Source organism: Nonomuraea sp. NPDC049607, from assembly GCF_040675375.1.
Lineage (GTDB): Bacteria > Actinomycetota > Actinomycetes > Streptosporangiales > Streptosporangiaceae > Nonomuraea.
In genome coordinates this window covers 101,947-121,806 of the sequence record NZ_JBFAOV010000027.1, presented here as the reverse complement: position 1 = coordinate 121,806, position 19,860 = coordinate 101,947, and the positions used below count along the sequence as shown (strand labels likewise).

At 73.7% G+C, this 19,860-nt stretch carries 14 protein-coding genes; 8 read left to right on the top strand and 6 right to left on the bottom strand.

The window, feature by feature from the left end:
* The first annotated feature begins 10 nt into the window (after positions 1-10).
* Positions 11-715 carry a M50 family metallopeptidase gene (locus AB0J97_RS37600; RefSeq protein WP_364097957.1) on the top strand — a complete coding sequence of 235 codons (705 nt, stop codon included), beginning with the start codon at positions 11-13 and terminating at the stop codon, positions 713-715.
* Positions 716-762: 47 nt separating this feature from the next.
* Positions 763-2,334, top strand: a complete 1,572-nt coding sequence (locus tag AB0J97_RS37595; RefSeq protein WP_364097954.1) for a protein kinase — start codon at positions 763-765, stop codon at positions 2,332-2,334.
* Here AB0J97_RS37595 and AB0J97_RS37590 read toward each other — a convergent pair.
* Together AB0J97_RS37590 and AB0J97_RS37585 are read right to left on the bottom strand one after the other, a co-directional pair.
* Positions 2,323-4,458 carry a thiamine pyrophosphate-dependent enzyme gene (locus AB0J97_RS37590; protein ID WP_357701171.1) on the bottom strand — a complete coding sequence of 712 codons (2,136 nt, stop codon included), beginning with the start codon at positions 4,456-4,458 and terminating at the stop codon, positions 2,323-2,325. The two genes, AB0J97_RS37595 and AB0J97_RS37590, sit on opposite strands and share 12 nt — an antisense overlap.
* Positions 4,459-4,690: 232 nt before the next feature.
* Positions 4,691-5,242 (bottom strand): TetR/AcrR family transcriptional regulator, encoded by a 552-nt coding sequence (locus tag AB0J97_RS37585; protein WP_364097981.1) that lies wholly within the window; start codon positions 5,240-5,242, stop codon positions 4,691-4,693.
* Positions 5,243-5,351: 109 nt separating this feature from the next.
* Here AB0J97_RS37585 and AB0J97_RS37580 point away from each other — a divergent pair, with 109 nt between their 5' ends.
* Genes AB0J97_RS37580 through AB0J97_RS37555 form a run of 6 tightly spaced genes read left to right on the top strand, consistent with a single transcriptional unit; the run spans position 5,352 to position 14,377 of the window.
* Positions 5,352-6,920, top strand: coding sequence for a carboxyl transferase domain-containing protein (locus AB0J97_RS37580; protein WP_364097951.1), 1,569 nt, complete (start codon positions 5,352-5,354; stop codon positions 6,918-6,920).
* A gap of 2 nt (positions 6,921-6,922) precedes the next feature.
* A complete protein-coding gene (locus AB0J97_RS37575; RefSeq protein ID WP_364097948.1) occupies positions 6,923-8,872 on the top strand; it encodes a biotin carboxylase N-terminal domain-containing protein in 1,950 nt (649 codons plus the stop codon).
* A complete protein-coding gene (locus tag AB0J97_RS37570; protein WP_357701165.1) occupies positions 8,872-9,777 on the top strand; it encodes a hydroxymethylglutaryl-CoA lyase in 906 nt (301 codons plus the stop codon). The genes AB0J97_RS37575 and AB0J97_RS37570 overlap by 1 nt, the downstream gene beginning before the upstream one ends.
* 2 nt (positions 9,778-9,779) lie before the next feature.
* On the top strand, positions 9,780-10,916 hold the full coding sequence (locus tag AB0J97_RS37565; RefSeq protein WP_364097945.1) for an acyl-CoA dehydrogenase family protein: 1,137 nt from the start codon (positions 9,780-9,782) through the stop codon (positions 10,914-10,916).
* Positions 10,917-10,971: 55 nt separating this feature from the next.
* A complete protein-coding gene (locus tag AB0J97_RS37560; RefSeq protein WP_357701161.1) occupies positions 10,972-11,406 on the top strand; it encodes a GNAT family N-acetyltransferase in 435 nt (144 codons plus the stop codon).
* A 58-nt stretch (positions 11,407-11,464) separates the two neighbouring features.
* Complete coding sequence (locus tag AB0J97_RS37555; RefSeq protein WP_364097942.1) at positions 11,465-14,377, top strand: AAA family ATPase; 2,913 nt, start codon at positions 11,465-11,467, stop codon at positions 14,375-14,377.
* A gap of 17 nt (positions 14,378-14,394) precedes the next feature.
* Here the strand turns inward: AB0J97_RS37555 and AB0J97_RS37550 are convergent, their stop codons facing one another.
* The 4 genes from AB0J97_RS37550 to AB0J97_RS37535 form a co-directional block, all read right to left on the bottom strand.
* Positions 14,395-16,644 (bottom strand): hypothetical protein, encoded by a 2,250-nt coding sequence (locus tag AB0J97_RS37550; RefSeq protein ID WP_364097939.1) that lies wholly within the window; start codon positions 16,642-16,644, stop codon positions 14,395-14,397.
* Between the two features lie 82 nt (positions 16,645-16,726).
* A complete protein-coding gene (locus AB0J97_RS37545; protein WP_364097936.1) occupies positions 16,727-17,656 on the bottom strand; it encodes a PfkB family carbohydrate kinase in 930 nt (309 codons plus the stop codon).
* Complete coding sequence (locus tag AB0J97_RS37540; protein ID WP_357701153.1) at positions 17,653-18,579, bottom strand: pseudouridine-5'-phosphate glycosidase; 927 nt, start codon at positions 18,577-18,579, stop codon at positions 17,653-17,655. The genes AB0J97_RS37545 and AB0J97_RS37540 overlap by 4 nt, the downstream gene beginning before the upstream one ends.
* Positions 18,580-18,698: 119 nt before the next feature.
* Positions 18,699-19,790: a putative sulfate exporter family transporter gene (locus AB0J97_RS37535; RefSeq protein WP_364097931.1), complete on the bottom strand. Its 1,092-nt coding sequence runs from the start codon at positions 19,788-19,790 to the stop codon at positions 18,699-18,701.
* Between the last annotated feature and the right edge of the window lie 70 nt (positions 19,791-19,860).

Here is a 19,860-nt window from a genome sequence, read left to right as displayed (position 1 = left end):
TTTCTCCTCGATGGACATGCTCTGGGCCCACCTGATCAAGGTTCAGCCTGACCCCGACCCCTGGGTCGTGCTGGTCTCGGCTCTGGCCGCGCTCGCGGTCGTCGCGTTCCGCACACCCTGGCAGGTGTCCAGGGGCCTGATCACGATCGCCCACGAGGGCGGTCACGCGGTCATGGCGCTGCTCACCCGGCGCAAGCTCGAAGGCATCCGGCTCCACTCCGACACCTCCGGCGTCACGCTGACCAGGGGCCGCCCCAACGGTCCCGGCATGGTGCTGACCGCGCTCGCCGGCTACCTGGCGCCGTCGCTGCTGGGGCTGGCCGCCGCGTGGCTGACCGAGCAGGGCCGCATCACGCTGCTGATCTGGGGCGTGCTGCTCTTCCTGGTGTGCATGCTGCTGCTGATCCGCAACCTCTACGGCGCGCTGATCCTGCTGGTCACCGGCGGCGCGATGTTCGCCCTGTCCATGTACGCCCCCGCCGAGGTCCAGCAGGCCGTGGCCATGGTCGCGACGTGGTTCCTGCTGTTCGGCGGCGTCCGGCCGATCGTCGAGCTGCAGCGCAAGCGGCGCAGGCGGCAGGCCAGAGACTCCGACGCCGACCAGCTCGCCCGGCTGACGTTCCTGCCCGGCGGCTTCTACGTGTTCTTCTTCCTGCTGGTGGCCGCCGTGTCGGTGGTGTTCGGCGCGTACTTGATGAACCCGCTGACCCCCTGAAAGCCGAAATTTCACATTAAACTCACCGGCAACAGGGGGTGTGTGCCGTGCTGCCAGCCGAGGACGCGCCCGGGTACCGGGTGCTCGATCAGGCGGGCCAGGGCGGGTTCGCCGTCGTCTACCGCGCCTACCAGGAGCGCCTCGACCGGGTCGTGGCGCTGAAGGTCCTGTCGGTCGACCGGGTCGACCAGCGCACCATGCGCCGCTTCCAGCGCGAGCTCCAGCTCACCGGCCGCCTGACCGGCCATCCCAACGTCGTGACCGTCTTCGACACCGGCGTGACGCGCTCGGGCAAGCCGTACATCGCGATGGACTTCTTCGAGAACGGCTCACTGCGCGACAAGATCCGCAAGGAGGGGCCGCTCGGGGTGCCCGACGTGCTGCGCGCGGGCGTCAAGCTCGCCGGCGCGCTGGCCGCCGTGCACGAGGCCGGGGTGCTGCACGGCGACATCAAGCCGCAGAACATCCTCATCTCCCGCTATGGCGAGCTCGCCGTGGCCGACTTCGGCGTGGCCAGGGTCGTGGACGCCGCCGAGATCTCGGCCACCTCGCAGGCGTTCACCCCGCTGCACGCCGCCCCCGAGGTGCTCACCGGGCAGCCGCACTCGGCCGCGAGCGACATCTACTCCCTCGGCTCGACGCTCTACCACCTGCTGGCCGGACAGCCCGCCTTCCACAACCCCGCCGACCCGTCGATCGCGCCGCTGATGTACCGGGTGCTGAGCCTCGACCCGCCGCCGATCAACCGGGCCGACGTGCCGCCGGTGGTGTTCGGGACGATCCTGCGGGCGATGTCCAGGCAACCGGGGTCGCGGCCCGGTTCGGCCAGGGAGCTGGCGCGGCGGTTGCAGGAGGTGCAGGCGGAGCTGGGGCTGTCGGTGACCGACCTGGTGGGCCAGGACCCGGGGCCGGGGCCCGCGATGTCCACCGTCCCGCGCCGCCCGCACGGCGGCCCGGACGCCCCACCGCACCCCGGCGACCCCTCCCTGCCCGCGACCGGCAGCCACCTGCCCGCGACCGGCAGCCACCTGCCTCCGGGCCCTGGCCCCGGCTCCGGCCCCGGCCCGTACTCGCCCGGCGTTCCGGGCCACCCCGGCGGCCCCCGGCCGGAGGCCCCCACGACGCCGCCCACCGGAGCGGGGAGCCTCAGGAAACGCCTGCTGATCGGCGGCACGGTCGCGGTCGTGGCGATCGGCGGCACGGCCCTGGCCATCCACCTGTCGCTCCGGCAACCCACCGGCCCGACCTCCGCCGCCACGCGACAGCCCGAGGCCAGGACCGCCGCCACCACCCCGCCGCCGATCAGCAAGCGGGACGTCGCCGCGCTCGCCCCCCGCAGGCTCAAGGTCACCGCCGACCGCGGCGCCCTGGTGGAGCTGAGCTGGACGCTCCCGGCTGACGCCCGCCGCTACCCGGTCGTCCTGCAACGTTCGCCGGCGGGCGCGGGCGAGCAGGCCGTCACCGCTCTCGGCCAGGGCGCCACCACCACCCGCGTCGCCGGTCTCGACCCGGACACCGGCTACTGCTTCCTGGTGGGCGTGCCGCTGCGCATCTCGGCGGACTCCACGGTCGCCTGGTCGAGACCGGCCTGCATCAGAGGGGCGCGCTCAGCCCAGTAGCTTGCGCGCCGCCTGCTCGATCTCCTCCTCCGACAGCAGCACGTGGTTGGCCGCGTCGCCCAGCGGGATGAAGCTGTCGGCCGAGGTCACCCGGGCGACCTGCCCGGTGAACCCGGCGTCGAGCAGCTCGGTCGTCACGCCCTCGGACACGCCACCGGAGTGCCGGGTCTCGTCGGCGATCAGCACCTTGCCGGTCAGCTCGGCCGCCCGCAGCAGGTCGTCCACCGGCAGCGGCGCCAGCCAGCGCAGGTCGAGGACGCGGCAGCCGTAGCCCTCCTGGGTGAGCCGGACGGCGGCCCGCAGGCTCATGCGCAGCCCGTTGCCGAACGTCACGATCGTCAGGTCGCGGCCCTCGCCGTACGAGCGCGCCCGCCCGACGGGCACGTGCGTCTCGCGCCAGCGTGCCGGCGGCGTGTACGACGCCAGCCAGCCGCCGTCGCCCTCCTCGAACAGGTCACGCGTGTGGTAGAGCGCGATCGGCTCCAGGAACACGCAGACCGATCCGGCCGTACGGGCGGCGGCCAAGCAGGTGCGCAGCATGGCGGCGGCGTCGTCGGGACGCGCGGGCGAGGCCACGACCAGGCCCGGGATGTCGCGCAGCGCGGCCACCGCGTTGTCGTTGTGGAAGTGGCCGCCGAAGCCCTTCTGGTAGGCGTAGCCGGCGACGCGGACGACCATGCCGTTGGTGTAGGCGCCGCGCGAGAAGAACGACAGCGTGGCGCCCTCGCCGCGGATCTGGTCGAGCGCGTTGTGCAGGTAGGCCAGGTACTGGATCTCCGGCACCGGCAGCTGGTTGGACACGGCCGAGCCGAGCGCGAGGCCGAGGATGGCCTGCTCGTCGAGGAGCGTGTCGAACACCCGCGAGCCGCCGAACCGCTTCTGCAGCCCCCGGGTGACGCCATAGACGCCGCCCTTCCTGGCGACGTCCTCGCCGAAGACCGTCATCTCGGGGTAGACCACCAGCGCGTCGGCGAGCGTGCGGTTGATGGTCTGCGACAACGTGAGCGGCTTCTCCAGCTCGGGCAGCGAGCCCGCGAACGCCTTCTCCCTGACCGGGCCCTCGCCGGCGGTCGGGCTGATGTTGGCGATCAGGTCGGGGCGGCGCGGCGCGATCGGCTCCATGACCTCCGCGGCCGAGCCGAGGCGCGGGGCGCGGGTCGTCTCCAGGGCGATGCGCAGGATGTGCTCGCGCGCCGACTCGTACGCCTTGAGCAGGTCCTCCGGGGTCTCGAGCCCGGCCTCGACCAGCAGCCGCGCGGTACGCAGGAGCGGGTCGCGCTCCATGTCGGCCCGCAGCTCCCGCTGGGTGCGGTAGGCCGACTCGACGTCGGACCCGGCGTGACCCATCAGCCGCACGGTGGACAGGTGCAGGAACGCGGGGGAGCGGTTGGCCCGGACGTGCTGGACCGCGAGCATGGCGGCGTCGTAGGCGTCGGGCAGGTCGCAGCCGTCGGCGGCGAAGTACGCGATGCCCGGCCGCCGCGCCGCCGCCTCCACCCACCCCTTGGGGGTGCGGACGCTGATGCCGATGCCGTTGTCCTCGCACACGAACAGGATGGGCAGCGGCTGCCCCTGGAAGGTCGCGTAGGAGGCGGTGTTGAACCCGGACAGGGCGCTGGCGTGGTTGATCGAGGCGTCGCCGAAGCTGCACACGGCGATGGCGTCGGGCGGCCAGGCCGACCGGTCGCCGAGCGCGGCGGCCCGCTCGATGGCGAAGGCGACGCCCACGGCGCGCGGCAGATGGCTGGCGATGGTCGAGGTCTGCGGGATGACGGCCAGGTGGGGGTGGCCGAACACCTTGTGGCGGCCGCCCGCGATCGGCTCGTCGGCCGCCGCGGTCAGACCCATCAGCACGTCGCGCAGACCCTGCTCGGGCAGCCGCCCGGCCTGCTCGGACCGGGTCAGGTAGAAGGCGCCGGACCGGTAGTGGAGCAGCGCCGGGTCGCTCGCCCTGGCCGCGGCGGCGACCGCCGCGTTGCCCTCGTGGCCGGCCGACCCGATCGTGTAGAAGCCTTCGTCCTGCTCGCGGAGCCAGCGGGCGGCGATGTCGAGCAGGCGGCTGTCGAGCTGGCGCTGGAACAGGGTCCTGCACCGGTCGCCGGTCAGCGACGTGCCCTCGCGCACCGGGCCGCCGGGATCTCGGGCGGGGCCTGCCTTCAGCGCCGCAACGGATTGGATGAAATGTGTCTCAACAGTGTCGCGCGCCACACCCCTGATTATGTCTGTCATCGCCGCCGCCGTCTGCCGGAGTCCATGACAGATTGTGGTCCGTCCGTTTAACCCTGATCCATGGTCGTTTGTCAGAGTTCACGGGCTTTCGGGGTGCTGTGTGCGGTGTGAAACGCGGGCCGGTCAGTTAGTGGTCGCTAACACTGGCCTCGATCGCGGCGCGGGCCATCGCGTGCAGCAGGGGACGCATGGCGTGCGCGGGCAGCTCGCCCGCGCTGTGGGGCGTGGAGTTGAGCAGCCCGAAGACCGCGTGGGTCGCCGCGCGCAGCCGGGCCGGCGGGCACTCCGGGTGCAGCTCGGCCAGCACGGTCACCCACTCCTCGACGTAGAGGCGCTGCAGCCGCCTGATCCCGCGGCGCTCGGGCTCGGGCACGTTGCCCAGCTCGCGGTCGTGCACGGTGATCAGCGCGGGCTGGTCGAGCGCGAACGTGATCTGCACGTCGAGCAGCGCGTCGAGCGTCTCGGCCGGGCTCCGGGACGAGGTCGCCACCGCCACCGCCGACTCCCGCAGCCGCGAGCTGACGTCGAGCAGCATCTCGGCGAGCAGCGCGTCCTTGCCGCTGAAGTGGCGGTAGAGCGCGGGGCCCGAGACGCCGACCGCGCCGCCGATGTCCTCGATGGAGACGCCGTGGAAGCCTCGCGCGGCGAACAGGCGGGCGGCCGCCGCGAGGATTTCCATGCGCCTTCTGCCGCGCTCGCGGGTAGGTGGGGAGGCAGTGGTCACGTCTCACATGCTAGACGGTTACGTTAATGATGACTAACATCTCGGCCATGACGAGAGGGGACTCATGAGCGACTGGCCGGTGCTGAGGTCGGCCGTGGAGCCCGGGAGCGAGGCGTACAAGCGCAACTCCGAGCTCAACGAGCGCCTGGCCGCCGAACTGCTCGAACGGCTGGCCACGGCGGCGCTCGGCGGTCCCGAGCGGTCGCGGCTGCGGCACGTCGAGCGGGGCAAGCTGCTGCCGCGCGACCGCGTCGACGGGCTGCTCGACCCGGGATCCCGCTTCCTGGAGCTGTCGCCGCTGGCGGCCGGCGGCCTCTACGACGACCAGGCGCCCGCCGCCGGGATCATCACCGGCGTCGGCAGGGTGGCCGGGCGCGAGTGCGTGGTCGTGGCCAACGACGCGACCGTCAAGGGCGGCACGTACTACCCGATGACCGTCAAGAAGCACCTGCGGGCCCAGGAGGTGGCTCTGCACAACCACCTGCCCTGCGTCTACCTGGTCGACTCCGGTGGCGCGTTCCTCCCCAAACAGGACGAGGTCTTCCCCGACCGGGAGCATTTCGGACGCATCTTCTACAACCAGGCCACGATGTCGGCCCGCGGCATCCCGCAGATCGCCGCGGTGCTCGGCTCGTGCACCGCCGGCGGCGCGTACGTGCCGGCCATGAGCGACGAGGCCGTCATCGTCCGCGGCCAGGGCACGATCTTCCTGGGCGGCCCGCCCCTGGTGAAGGCGGCCACCGGCGAGGAGGTCACGGCCGAGGAACTGGGCGGCGGCGACCTGCACTCCCGGGTCAGCGGCGTCACCGACCACCTGGCCGAGGACGACGCCCACGCCCTGGCCATCGTCCGCGACATCGTCTCGACGCTGGCCCCCAGGGCCTCCCGCCCCTGGGACACCGTCGCGCCCGAGGAGCCGCACCACGACCCGCGCGACCTGTACGGCGTCGTCCCCGCCGACACCCGCCAGCCCTACGACGTGCGCGAGGTCATCGCCCGCCTGGTGGACGGCTCGCGCTTCCTGGAGTTCAAGGCCGAGTACGGCTCCACCCTCGTCACCGGCTTCGCCCATCTGCACGGCCACCCGGTGGGCATCGTGGCCAACAACGGCATCCTGTTCAGCGAGTCGGCGATGAAGGGCGCGCACTTCATCGAGCTGTGCGACCAGCGCCGCATCCCGCTGGTGTTCCTGCAGAACATCAGCGGGTTCATGGTCGGCAAGGCCTACGAGGCGGGCGGCATCGCCAAGCACGGCGCCAAGATGGTGACGGCCGTGTCATGCGCGCGGGTGCCCAAGTTCACGGTCGTGATCGGCGGCTCGTTCGGGGCGGGCAACTACGCCATGGCCGGACGGGCCTACTCGCCCAGGTTCCTGTGGATGTGGCCCAACGCCCGCATCTCCGTCATGGGCGGCGAGCAGGCGGCGAACGTGCTGACCACCGTCGGCGACGCCGACCCCGACGCCATCCGCGCCCAGTACGAGCACCAGGGCAACCCCTACTACTCCACCGCCCGGCTCTGGGACGACGGCGTGATCGACCCGCTCGACACCCGCACCGTCCTCGGGCTGGCCCTGTCCGCGGCGGCCAACGCGCCGCTCGAACCCGCCGGCTACGGCGTCTTCCGGATGTGATCATGCTCTTCGACCGTGTTCTCATCGCCAACCGGGGCGAGATAGCCGTCCGGGTCGTCCGGACGCTGCGCGCGCTCGGCGTCGAGTCGGTGGCGGTGTTCACGCCGCCCGACGCGGGCGCCAGGCACGCCCGCGAAGCAGACATCGCCCTCGAAGTCTCGAAATATCTAGACATCGAGGCGATCGTGGAGGCGGCGCTCGCCTCCGGCGCGCAGGCCGTGCATCCCGGCTACGGCTTCCTGGCCGAGAACGCCGCGTTCGCGCGGCGCTGCGCCGAGGCCGGGCTCGTCTTCGTCGGCCCGTCCCCCGAGGCCATCGACGCCATGGGCGACAAGATCCGGGCCAAGGCCACCGTGTCGGCGGCCGGCGTGCCGGTCGTCCCCGGCGGGGCCGAGCCCGGCGACGACCTGGCGGAGTGGGCCGACTTCCCGGCGCTGATCAAGCCGTCCGCGGGCGGCGGTGGCAAGGGCATGGTGCTGGTGCGCTCGGCCGCCGAGCTGCCCGACGCGCTGGAGTCGGCCCGCCGTACGGCGCGGGCGGCGTTCGGCGACGGCACCCTGCTCATCGAGCGCTACGTCGAGAACCCCCGGCACATCGAGATCCAGGTGATGGCCGACGCCCACGGCAACGTCGTGCACCTGGGCGAGCGCGAGTGCAGTCTGCAGCGCCGGCACCAGAAGATCATCGAAGAGGCGCCGTCGCCCTTCGTGTCCCCCGACACGCGCGCCCGCATGGGCGCCGCGGCCGTCGAGGCCGCCCGCTCGGTCGGCTACGTCGGCGCCGGCACGGTCGAGTTCATCGTCGACGGCACCACCGGCTCCTACCACTTCATGGAGATGAACACCCGGCTCCAGGTCGAGCACCCGGTCACCGAGCTGGTCACCGGCCTGGACCTGGTGGAGCTGCAACTGCGCGTCGCGGCCGGCGAGCCGCTGCCGTTCGGCCAGGAGGCGGTGCGGCTGGACGGCCACGCCGTCGAGGCCCGCGTCTACGCCGAGGACCCGGCGCGCGGCTTCCTGCCCAGCGGCGGGCGCGTCCTGGCCCTGCGCGAGCCCGGCGGCGACGGCCCGGGACGGGTGCGGGTCGACTCCGGCCTGGCCGAGGGCGGCGTCGTCGGCAGCGACTACGACCCCATGCTGTCCAAGGTGATCACCTGGGCGCCGGACCGCGCCTCGGCGCTCAGGGCGCTGGACCGGGCGCTCGCCCGCACGGCGGTCCTCGGCGTGGTCACCAACGTGCCGTTCCTGCGCGCGCTCGTCCGGCACCCGGCCGTCGAGGCGGGGGAGCTGGACACCGGCCTGGTCGAACGGGTGCTGCCCGAGCTGCTGCCCCGGGAGGGCGTGCCCCGGGAGGTGGCCGCCGCGGCGGCGCTGGCCTTCCACGCGCTCCCGCAGGGCCCCGACCCCTGGCAGGTCACCGACGGCTGGCGGGTCGGCGAGCGCGCCTGGACGACCTGGCGGCTGGAGTCGCGGGACGGCGTGCACGCGGTGCCCGTACGCGGGCTGCCCGGCCGTTCGGCCGAGGTGCGGCTCGACGGCGAGGCGGTCCCCGCGCGGATCGCGACCGGCGACGGCGGGCTGACGGTCACCCTGGGCGGCCGGACCACGCGTTACCTGACCGCCCGCCACGGCGACACGCTCTGGCTCGGCCGCGACGGCGAGTCGTGGGCGTTCACCCGCCACCTCATCGGCGACCCGGGCGACCGGCCCGGAGCCGCGGGCGCGGGCGACGGCGTGGTCCGCAGCCCCATGCCCGGCACCGTCCTGCTGGTCAAGGTGCAGCCCGGCGACCGGGTGAGCGAGGGGCAGCCGCTGGTCGTCGTCGAGGCCATGAAGATGGAGCACACGGTCACCGCCCCCTGTGACGGCGTGGTCGCCGAGCTGCCCGTCCAGCCGGGCAAGCCGGTCGACATGGACGCCGTGCTGGCCGTGGTCACCGGTGAGGAGGCGTGATGCCATACCGCATGGAAGGGCTTCCCGAGCGGGTCACGGTCTACGAGGTGGGCCCGCGCGACGGCCTGCAGAACGAGTCGGCGATCGTGCCGGTCGAGGTGAAGGCCGAGTTCATCGACCGGCTGGCCGACGCCGGGCACCGGGTCATCGAGGCGACCAGCTTCGTCCACCCCAGATGGGTGCCGCAGCTCGCCGACGCCGGTGAGCTGCTCGGCCGCCTCGACCGCAGGCCCGGCGTGCGCTACCCGGTGCTGGTGCCCAACGAGCGCGGGCTCGACCGCGCGCTGGAGCTGGACGTCACCGAGATCGCGATCTTCGCCAGCGCCACCGAGACCTTCGCCGCCAAGAACCTCAACCGCACGCTGGAGAGCCAGTTCGACATGTTCGAGCCGGTCGTGGCCAGGGCGCTGGAGCACGGGCTGCGGGTGCGCGCGTACGTGTCGATGTGCTTCGGCGACCCCTGGGAGGGGCCCACGCCGGTCGGGCAGGTCGTCGAGGTCGGCGAGCGGCTGCTCGGGCTCGGCTGCTACGAGCTGTCCCTCGGCGACACGATCGGCGTCGGCACGCCGGGCCACGTGACCGAGCTGATCGGCGCGTTCGGTGGGCCCGACCGGCTCGCCGTGCACTTCCACGACACCTACGGGCAGGCGCTCGGCAACACGCTCGCCGCGCTGAGAGCGGGCGTGACCACCGTCGACGCCTCCACGGGCGGCATCGGCGGCTGCCCGTACGCCGAGTCCGCCACCGGCAACCTCGCCACCGAGGACCTCGTGTGGATGTTGCGCGGGCTCGGCATCGAGACCGGGCTCGACCTGGACAAACTCGTGTCCACCAGCACCTGGCTGGCCGAGCGGCTGGGCCGGCCCAGCCCCTCGCGCGTCGTCCAGGCCCTCGCGAAAGGCTGATCATGCTGAACGACGAATACCAAGAGCTGCGCAAGACCGTCGAGGCGTTCGCCCGTGACGTGGTGGCGCCCGTGATCGGCGACTACTACGAGCGCGAGGAGTTCCCGTACGACATCGTGCGCAAGATGGCCGACATGGGGCTGTTCGGCCTGCCGTTCCCGGAGGAGTTCGGCGGCATGGGCGGCGACTACTTCGCCCTGTGCCTGGCCCTTGAGGAGCTGGCCCGCGCCGACTCCAGTGTGGCGATCACCTTGGAGGCCGCGGTCTCGCTGGGCGCGATGCCGATCTACCGGTTCGGCACCGACGAGCAGCGCCAGGAGTGGCTGCCCCGGCTGGCCTCGGGCGAGATGCTGGGCGCGTTCGGGCTGACCGAGCCGGGCGGCGGCTCCGACGTGCCGGGCGGCATGCGCACGACCGCCGTGCTCGACGGCGGCGAATGGGTGATCAACGGGACGAAGGCGTTCATCACCAACTCCGGCACCGACATCACCGGCGTGATCGGCGTGGCCGCGCTCACCGGCGAGCGGGAGATCTCCACGATCCTCGTGCCGAGCGGCACGCCGGGGTTCACGGTCTCCAAGAAGTACTCCAAGGTCGGCTGGAACGCCTCCGACACCCGCGAGCTGTCCTTCTCCGACTGCCGGGTGCCGGCCGCCAACCTGCTGGGCGAGCGGGGCCGCGGCTACGCGCAGTTCCTCCAGACCCTCGACGAGGGCCGCATCGCCATCGCCGCGCTCAGCGTGGGCCTGGCGCAGGGCTGCGTGGACGAATGCCTCAAGTACGTCAGGGACCGCAAGGCGTTCGGCCACCCGATCGGCCACTACCAGGCCATCCAGTTCAAGATCGCCGACATGGAGGTGCGCGCGCACACCGCCCGCCTGGCCTACTACCACGCGGCCGAGAAGATGCTGGCCGGGGCGCCGTTCAAGAAGGAGGCGGCGATCGCCAAGCTGGTGTCCTCGAACGCGGCCATGGACAACTCCCGCGACGCCACGCAGGTGTTCGGCGGGTACGGGTTCATGAACGAGTTCCCGGTCGGCCGCTTCTACCGCGACGCCAAGATCCTGGAGATCGGGGAGGGCACCAGCGAGGTGCAGCGCATGCTCATCGCCCGTCAGCTCGGCCTCGGCGACCTCTGACCCGCCAGAACGCCATGATGGACGAAAGGGCACAGAGGTTCTAGTGTCGTACCTCATGACAGCGGACGATCTTCTCATCAGGAGGGCGGAGAAGGCGGACGCGGACGAGGTGTTCGCGTTGGCGCGCGAGTTCGGGCTGACCTTCAGGCCGGAGCGCGGGGCCTTCGACGCCGCGCTCCCGCAACTCCTGCGCAACGAGGACGCCCTGCTGCTGACGGCCGTCGTGGGCGGCCGCGTCCACGGATACCTGCTGGGGTTCGTGCACCTGACGCTGTTCGCCAACGGGCCGGTCGCCTGGGTCGAGGAGGCCATGGTCCAGTCGGGCTCGCGCCGGCAGGGCATCGGCCGCCGGCTCCTGGAGGAGTTCGAGGCGTGGGCACGTACCCGGCAGGCCGGGTACGTGGCGATGGCCACCCGGCGGGCGCCGGAGTTCTACCACGCGCTGGGTTACGAGGCGTCGGCCACCTTCTTCCGCAAGGTTTTGCGCTGACAGACGATTGCTCCGAGTAACGGTCCGTTTTGTCGGTGTTTGATGGCATCCTTGGGGCGTGAGCATCCACGCCGTCAGCCCACTGTTCGTCGGGCGGGCCCGCGAGCTGAACGCTCTGGGAGACGCCCTGGCCAGAGCACGCGCGGGCGCGTCGTCCACCGTGCTCGTCGGCGGCGAGGCGGGGGTCGGCAAGACCCGCCTGGTCAACGAGTTCACCGACCGGGCCGGCGAGGCGCGGGTGCTCGTCGGCGGCTGCCTGGAGCTGGGCACCGAGGGCCTGCCGTTCGCGCCGTTCACGGCCGTGCTGCGCGGGCTCGTGCGCGAGCTGGGCCGCGACGGGGTGGCGGCGCTGGTGCCCGGCGGCACGACGCGCGGGCTGGCCCGGCTGCTGCCCGAGTTCGGCGAGCCGGACAAGGACGGCGCCGAGGCGCGGGCCCGGCTGTTCGAGCAGGTGCTCGGGCTGCTGGAGCGGCTGGCCGAGGAGCGCCCGGTGCTGCTGGTGGTCGAGGACGCCCACTGGGCCGACCGCTCCACCCGCGACCTGCTCTCCTTCCTGGTCCGCTACCAGCGCACGGCGGCCCGGCTGATGATCGTGGTCACCTACCGCACCGACGAGCTGCACCGCACCCATCCGCTGCGTCCGATGCTGGCCGAGCTGGGCCGCATCGAGTGGGTGAGCCGGGTCGAGCTGCGCCGACTCACCCGCAGGGAGGCCGTCGCGCAGGCGGCCAGCATCCTGCGGCGCGAGCCGTCCCCCGCCGCGATGGACCTGATCTACGCCCGCAGCGAGGGCAACCCGCTGTTCGTCGAGGCGCTGCTGAGCGAGGCCGACGGCGGCGACATGCTCCCCGAGTCCCTGCGCGACCTGCTGCTGGCCAGCGTCGAACGGCTGCCCGACGAGACCCAGGAGCTGCTGCGGGTGGCCAGCGCGGGCGGCCAGCGCATCGAGCACGACCTGCTCACCGCCGTGGCCGGGCTCGACGACACCGCCCTGTCGCGGGCGCTGCGCCCCGCCGTGGCGGGCAACGTGCTGGTGGTCGACGGCGAGGGCTACGGCTTCCGGCACGCGCTCATCCGCGAGGCCCTCCACGACGACCTGCTGCCCGGCGAGCACACCCGCCTGCACACCCGCTACGCGCAGGCCCTCGAACGCGACCTGTCGATCCTGCCCGCCCCGCGCGGCGCGATCGAGCTGGCCCACCACTGGCACTCCGCCCACGACTCAACCTGGGCGCTGGTCAGCGCCTGGCGCGCGGCCGCCGCGGCCCGCAAGTCCACCGCCTACGACGAGCAGCTCCGGATGCTCTCGCGCGTGCTGGAGCTGTGGGACCAGGTGCCCGACGCCGCCGAGCGCATCGGCTGCGACCGCCTCGACGTGCTCAGGCAGACCGCCACGGTCGCCCACCTCGCCGGCGAGTACGAACGCGGCCTGGCCCTGGCCGGGGCCGCGCTCGCCGAGGTCGACCTCGACGCCGACCCGATCAGGGCGGCCACCCTGCTGCGCCAGCGCGGCCTGACCCGCTACGACCTGGGCCGCGCCGGCTACCTCGACGACCTGCGCAAGGCGGCCGAGCTGGTGCCCGCCGACCCGCCGTCCAAGCTGCGCGGCCAGGTCCTGGAGACGCTGGCGCGCATGCTGCACCGTCCCGAGGACTGGCCGGAGAAGCTGGCGACGGCCCAGCTCGCCATGGAGATCGGCCACCAGACGGGCGACGCCAACGTCGAGGCGCACGCGCTCATCAGCCTGGCCTGGGCGCGGTCGTGCTTCTCCGACATCGAGGCCCAGCTCCCGCAGTTCGCCGAGGCGCGCAGGGTCGCCCGCGCGCAGGGGGCCTACAACGCGCTGATGCGCTGCGCGATCTCCGAGTCCGACGCGCTGGAGGGCGCCGGATGGCACGAGCGGGCCGCGCAGGTCGCCCGCGAGGGCGTCCAGGAGGCCGGGAACTACGGCCTGGCCCGCACGTCCGGCACGTTCCTGGCGATCAACCTGACCGAGCCGCTGCTCTCGCTGGGCCGCTGGGACGAGGCGCTCCAGGTGGTCGAGCAGGCGTTCGACCTCGCGCCGCCGGCCCCCTACCGGGCCAGCCTCCAGGGGTTCGTGATGGACATCGCGCTCGCGCGGGGGCAGATCGACCGGGCCGACAACCTGCTGTCGTCGTCGGCCAGCGTGTTCGCCCGCGGCACCTACCGGGACCAGACCATGCTGCCGCACCTGCGCAGGCAGGTCCTGCTGCTGCGGGCGCAGGGACGGCTCGGCGAGGCGCTGGAGGCCGCGGCCCGGGGGCTGGAGACGCAGGACCTGCTGCCCTCGCCGCGCTACTCCTGGCCGGTGCTGGTGACGTTCGCGCAGCTCGCGCGGCCGGTGCTCGGCGAGAGCGGCTCGCCGTACGCCGGGGTCGCGGCGTCCGTCGTCGCGCGGCTGCGGGAGGTGGCGCGGGAGCTGGCGGTGGACGGCGAGCTCCAGGAGGCGCAGCGGCTGACGTTCGCGGCGCTGACCGGGCCGGAGGAGGGGCTCGGCGGGGCGGCCCAGCTCAAGGCGTGGGAGTCGGCGGTGGCGGCCTGGGCGGGGTTGCGGCAGCCGTACGCGGAGGCGCAGTGCCTGATGGGCGCCGCCCACGCGGCGCTGGCCGAGGGGGACCGGCGGGCCGCGGCCGGGATGCTCGCGCGGGCGCGGGAGCTGGCCGGGCAGCTCGGGGCCACGCCGCTGCTCGAACAGCTCGACGTGTTCGGCCGGCGGGCCCGCATCGGCGGCACCGACGAGCCCGACGGGCCGCCGCTGGGGCTGACCGCGCGCGAGCTGGAGGTGCTGCGCGAGGTGACCAACGGGCGCAGCAACCGGGAGATCGCCGAGGTGCTGTTCATCTCGGTCAAGACGGTGAGCGTGCACGTCTCCAACATCCTGGCCAAGCTGGGCGTCGCCACGCGCGGCGAGGCGGCGGCGACGGCCCACCGGCTGGGCCTGTTCGGCTGAGAAGCCCGGGACGGCCGTCAGCCGGTGAGCTGGGCCTCCAGGCGGTAGCCGTCCACCGTGACGTAGACCTGGTCGCCGGGACGGGCGTTCAGGCGCATGAGCACCGGCTGGAGCGAGTCGAAGACCGGCTGGTGGCCCTGCCAGACCAGCACGATGGCGTTGTCGCCCGGGCCGGTCACCGACAGCAGGGTGCCGGGACGCATGCCGAGCTGGGCCGCGTAGCCCTCCGGCACCGGCACCGGGCCGCCCCTGAGGTGTTCCGGGGTGACCTCGATGCGCTGCCAGCGGCGCGGGTCCGACGACGGGCTCGGCAGCGGCGGAGGCGGCGTGGACGGCGTTCCGGCCAGGGCGCCGGGCATCATCCCCGGCCGGCCGCCCGACAGCCCGCCGGACAGCGCCGACAACGTGGCCAGGGCCGCCGAGGGGTCGATGGAGTTGGCGTTCGCCGCGGGGATGGGCTGGCCGCCGCGGTGGTGGTGGCCGTTGGCGCCCGGCGTACGGCGGGGGAGGGGCTGGGCGGGCTGCGGCGAGGCGTCCATCGGGCCGGGGGCCGACTCCGACGGCAGGGCGTCGAGCCACGCCTTGGCGGAGTGGGCCCGGATGCCCAGCTCGGTCAGCAGCTCCACGACGTCGGTGTCCGGCGGGGCGGCGGCCAGGAGCTGCCGCGTACGGGCCTGGAGGCCGTGGATGTCGCCGACGACGAGCCAGCCGTCCTGGAGGCGGCGGTCGGGCATGAGCGTCACCAGGACCCGCCACAGGGGCGTGCGCAGCGACGGGACCATCGCCGGGTGGGCCGGGTCGGCGCCGATCAGCTGCTCCTCGGTGGCCGCCGCGCCGAGCCATTCGGTGAGCCGGAACATGTGGCCGGTCACCGGCGCGGACTCCGACGAGCGCAGCCAGTGCAGGACGCGCTCCTCGGCGGTGCGCTGGGCCTGGGAGAGCACGTCGCGGTCCACGAGCAGCTTGTGGGCCAGGGTCCGCAGGCTGACCGGGTCCTCGGCGAACAGCCGGTGCACGGCGACGGCCAGCTCCAGCTTGTCCAGGCCGCGGAACAGGCCGTCGACGACGCGGACCATCGCGTGGTCGGGGTCGGCCGGGACCTGGCCGGAAGCGGCGGCCCCGGGCACAGCGGCACCGGGGACTGCGGCACCGGGGACGGGGGCGCCTGGGACGGGGGCGCCTGGGACGGGGGCGGCGTACGCGGGGCCGTCGGTCTGCGGGCCGCCGTCCGGACGGCCGGCGGTGGGCCGCTGCGGAAGCCGGGCACCGCCCTGCGCCGGGAACGACCCGGTCTGCGGGCCGCTGTTCGGCTGGGCCGGGAACGAGCCCGTCTGGCGTCCCTCGGGCTGCGCCTGGAAGGAGCCGGTCTGGCGGCCCGGATCGGGCTGGGCGGCGAAGGAACCCGTCTGGCGTCCCGGGTCGGGCTGGGCGGGGAACGAGCCGGTCTGAGGGCCGCCGCCACCTTGCGCGGGGAAGGAGCCGGTCTGGCGTCCCTCGGGCTGCGCCTGGAAGGAGCCGGTCTGATGCCCCGGGGCGTTCTCCGGCGGCGGGGGGAACGAGCCGGGCTGCTGGGCGGCCGGGCGGGACGCGGCCGGACGCTGCGGAAGGGGGCCCTCGCCGGTCGGTCCCTGCCCCGAGGCGGCCTGGGGCTGGGCGGGGAAGGCGTCGCTGTGCGGGGTGAAGGCGGCGGGCCGGCGCTGGGGGCCGCTGCCGGGCTGGGCGGCGTACGCACCGGATTCGGCCGCCGGGACGGCCGGGAAGGAGCCCGTCTGACTGCCCGAGCCGCGTACGAGCGGACGGGTGACGTCCGGCGACCCGGACTGCTGGGCCGGTACGGCCTCCCGCTGCGCCGGGATGCGCCCGAGGACCTCACGCAGGACCGAGCCGATCACCACCTCGGGCGTCGCCGACGGGGTGCCGAGCTCGCCGGGCGCCAGGCGGCGCAGCCGCTGCCAGCCGCCGAGCCCCGTGACGGCCGTACGGCTGGCCTCCGGCCAGCCGGGCAGCGCCGGATCGACCTGGTGGACGGCGAGCGCGGGAAGCAGGTCCATCAGCGGCAGATGGTCCCAGCGGGCGGAGATCAGCCGGGCGAGCCGTTCGCAGACCCAGTCGAGACCGGCCGTGCCGAGCGCCCTGGACACCGCGAGGGAGGACCACCACCCCGCCGGCAGCCGCGGATCCCCCAGCACCTCGGCCACCTGCTGAGGGCGGCTCCAGCGCAGAGCAGGGACGAGGTCGCTCAGGCAGATCGATGACTCGACTTCCATCGGCGGACCTTATCCTCCCCAGTGGGCCGCGTGGGCAACCCGGTACGCATGTGGCTAATGGTGCAGCCTACGCGGCAAGCTATCAATCAGTGTGAATAGGGTAAAGACGGTTCAGATCCAAACCGTACCGTGGACGGCCGCCCACCTGGGCCACACATTCCGCCCCGGCACGGCAACCCGCCTCCAGCGCGAGCGCGGCGCCGGCTCCCTGGAGGATGGCCGCGAGGTACCCGGCCGCGAAGGCGTCGCCCGCGCCCGTGGAGTCCACCACCTCGGCGGACACGCCCGCGCACGTGGCCGTGAGCTCGCCGTCCACCGCCACCAGCGCGCCCTCGGCGCCCATCTTCACGACCGCTGTGCCGTACGTCTCACTCAGCAGGACGGCGGCCCGCTCCGGCGCCGGGACGCCGGTCAGGACCAGGGCCTCGTCCAGGTTCGGGATGATCAGGTCGGCCGCGGACGTCTCCCGCATGAAACGTTCGACGCCGAAGTCCCGCAGCGGCCCCGTCGAGGCCGGGTCGACGCTGATCGGCACCCCGGCGGCGACGGCGTCCCGGACGGCGGCCCTGACCAGGCGGAGGCCGGGCGCCGCGAACAGGGTGTACCCCGACAGGTGCAGCCGCCCGACCCCGTCGAGCAGGGACGGGTCCCAGTCGGCCTCGGAGATCAGGCCGCCCGCGCCGCGGTTGGTGAGCATGGACCGTTCGCCGGTCTTGTCCACCATGGCGATGACGACCGCCGTGGGATGCTCCCGGTCCACCGTCACGTGCGGCCGGACCCCGGCCTTGACCAGCTCCGTCGTGTGCCACTCGCTGCTGTCGTAGCCGAGCTTGGCCAGCAGCCGCGAGTCGGCCCCCAGGTGGGCGGCCCAGGCGGCGGTGTTCGCCCCCGAGCCGCCGGGTCGCAGCACGATCTCCGCGGCGGTGTCGGTGCCCGCCATGACCGGCGAGCCGTGCAGCGCCACCACATCGGTGACCACGTCACCGATGACCAGGAGGCCCGTGTCACTCACGCCCGCGACCAGGCCACGGCGATCTCGGCGGCCAGCGCGGTGTTGCCGCGCACGGCGGCCAGGTTGGCCTCCAGCGAGGCGCCGGCGGTGCCGTTGACGAGGTAGCTCAGCAGGAACGGCGTGATCGCCTGGCCCTTGACGCCCTCGCGCTCGGCGGCGGCCAGCGCCTCGGCCAGCACGCGGTCGTGCAGGGCCGGGTCGAGCTGCTGGTCCTGCGACACCGGGTTGGCGACGATGAACGCGGTCTCCGGGCCGGCCAGCGCGTCCTGGCCGCGCATCACGGCGGCGGCGTCCTCGGGCGTCTCGATGCGCCAGTCGATCGGCTGGCCGGAGGAGTTCAGGTAGAAGCCGGGGAAGGTGTCGGTGCGGTAGCCGGCCACGGTCACGCCGCGCGTCTCCAGCCGCTGCAACGTCGCCGGCACGTCGAGGATCGACTTCACGCCCGCGCAGACGACCGTGATCCGGGTGCGGGCGAGGGTGTCGAGGTCGGCGGACTCGTCCTGGTCCTCGGTCCAGCCGCGGTGCACGCCGCCCAGGCCGCCGGTCGCGAAGATCCGGATACCGGCGCGGGCGGCCAGGAACGACGTGGCCGACACGGTCGTCGCCCCGCTCGCCTTGAGCGCCGAGGCCAGCGGCAGGTCACGCTGGCCCAGCTTGCGCAGCCCGGACTCGGTCGCGATGCGCTCCAGCTCCAGCTCGTTCAGGCCGATCCTGGCCACGCCGTCCAGGACGGCGATCGTGGCCGGCACCGCGCCCGCCGCGCGGACCACGCCCTCCAGTTCGCGGGCCACCTCCAGGTTGCGCGGCTGCGGCAGTCCGTGGGAGATGATCGTGGACTCCAGGGCCACGACGGGCGCGCCGCCCGCCAGGGCCTCGGCGACCTCGTCGGACGGCTGGAGAAGGGGAACGGTGGTGCTGCGCATGGTGGGTTTCAAGCTCCTTGAGTGGTGCTGGCCGGTTCAGGGAGAACGGCGTGCCTGTCGGAATTTGTTCCGAACGGAGCAGCGTACGGGGGCCCGGCCAGGACGTCCACTCAGGCGCCTCACAGCAGCACGGCGACCCCGGTGAGCGAGACGGCGGCGATGAGGCCGGTGACGATGGCGCCGAGCAGCACGGCCCGGCCGCCCTTGAGGAGTTTCCGCACGTCGATCCCGGTGCCCAGGCCGAACAGGGCGGCGGCCATGAGCACGTTGGTGACCTGCGGGACGGCCTGCGTGACCGCGTCCGGGACCCAGCCGGTGGCGCGTACCGCCACCATGGCGAGGAACGCCGCCACGAACAGCGGCATGACGGGCGTCCGGCGTCCCTCCCGCCGGTTCGCCGCGGGCGCGTCGGCGCGGGCACGGCGGGCACGCAGGGAGGTGAGGGCGACGATCGGGGCCAGCAGGATCACGCGGGCCAGCTTGACCGTCACCGCGGCGGCCAGGACGCCCGACGCGGCGCCGATCGCGGCCACCTGCGCCACCTCGTGCACGGCGGCGCCCGTCCAGACGCCGAGCTGGGCCGGCGACAACCCCAGCAGTGCCGCCAGCGCCGGGACGGCCACGATGGCCGCGCTGCCGTACAGGACGACCACGCTCAGGGCGGCGGCCGCGTCGTCGTCGTCGGCGTCCTCCGCGCTCTCCCGCATGGCCGCGACCGCCGCCGCCCCGCAGATGGACACGCCGGTCGCGACCAGCAGTGACGTGCCGGGCGACAGGCCCATCCGGCGGCCGATCAGCGGCGTCACCGTGAACGTCACGCCGGTCGCCGTCACCACGATCACCAGCGTCTGCCAGCCGAGCGCGAACACCTGCGGCAGCGCGATCTGGAGCCCGAGCAGCGCGATCGCCACCCGCAGCACCCTCTTGGCCACGAACGCCAGCCCCGGCCTGAACCGCTCCCACGCGGCCCCCGTCCCGCTCCACCGCGCGGACGAGGACGCCCACGCCGCGAGGTTGGCCAGCACCGCCCCCGACAGGACCGCGATCACCGCCGGGCTGAACGCCGGGGCGGACCGGTTCACCACCATGGCGACCACCACGGCGACGGCCGCCAGCCCGATCCCGGGCCACGTCGATGCTCCGGTCGGCGTGCCGCCCTGGGGGCGCGCGGGGGCGGTGAGCTGGGGGAGCTGCTGGTCGGGGAGAGGCATGATCCCAGTCTTCGGGGCCTTCGTACCGGCCGGTAGACACGCGTTGCCTAGGAGGCCATAGCCTGTGGCT

Bases quoted from the DNA above. Each gene is read 5' to 3' on its own strand.
- AB0J97_RS37600 (WP_364097957.1), top strand. From the start codon at position 11: ATGGACATGCTCTGGGCCCACCTGATCAAGGTTCAGCCTGACCCCGAC.
- AB0J97_RS37585 (WP_364097981.1), bottom strand. From the start codon at position 5,242: ATGGAAATCCTCGCGGCGGCCGCCCGCCTGTTCGCCGCGCGAGGCTTC.
- AB0J97_RS37580 (WP_364097951.1), top strand. From the start codon at position 5,352: ATGAGCGACTGGCCGGTGCTGAGGTCGGCCGTGGAGCCCGGGAGCGAG.
- AB0J97_RS37575 (WP_364097948.1), top strand. From the start codon at position 6,923: ATGCTCTTCGACCGTGTTCTCATCGCCAACCGGGGCGAGATAGCCGTC.
- AB0J97_RS37570 (WP_357701165.1), top strand. From the start codon at position 8,872: ATGCCATACCGCATGGAAGGGCTTCCCGAGCGGGTCACGGTCTACGAG.
- AB0J97_RS37565 (WP_364097945.1), top strand. From the start codon at position 9,780: ATGCTGAACGACGAATACCAAGAGCTGCGCAAGACCGTCGAGGCGTTC.
- AB0J97_RS37560 (WP_357701161.1), top strand. From the start codon at position 10,972: ATGACAGCGGACGATCTTCTCATCAGGAGGGCGGAGAAGGCGGACGCG.
- AB0J97_RS37550 (WP_364097939.1), bottom strand. From the start codon at position 16,644: ATGGAAGTCGAGTCATCGATCTGCCTGAGCGACCTCGTCCCTGCTCTG.
- AB0J97_RS37540 (WP_357701153.1), bottom strand. From the start codon at position 18,579: ATGCGCAGCACCACCGTTCCCCTTCTCCAGCCGTCCGACGAGGTCGCC.
- AB0J97_RS37535 (WP_364097931.1), bottom strand. From the start codon at position 19,790: ATGCCTCTCCCCGACCAGCAGCTCCCCCAGCTCACCGCCCCCGCGCGC.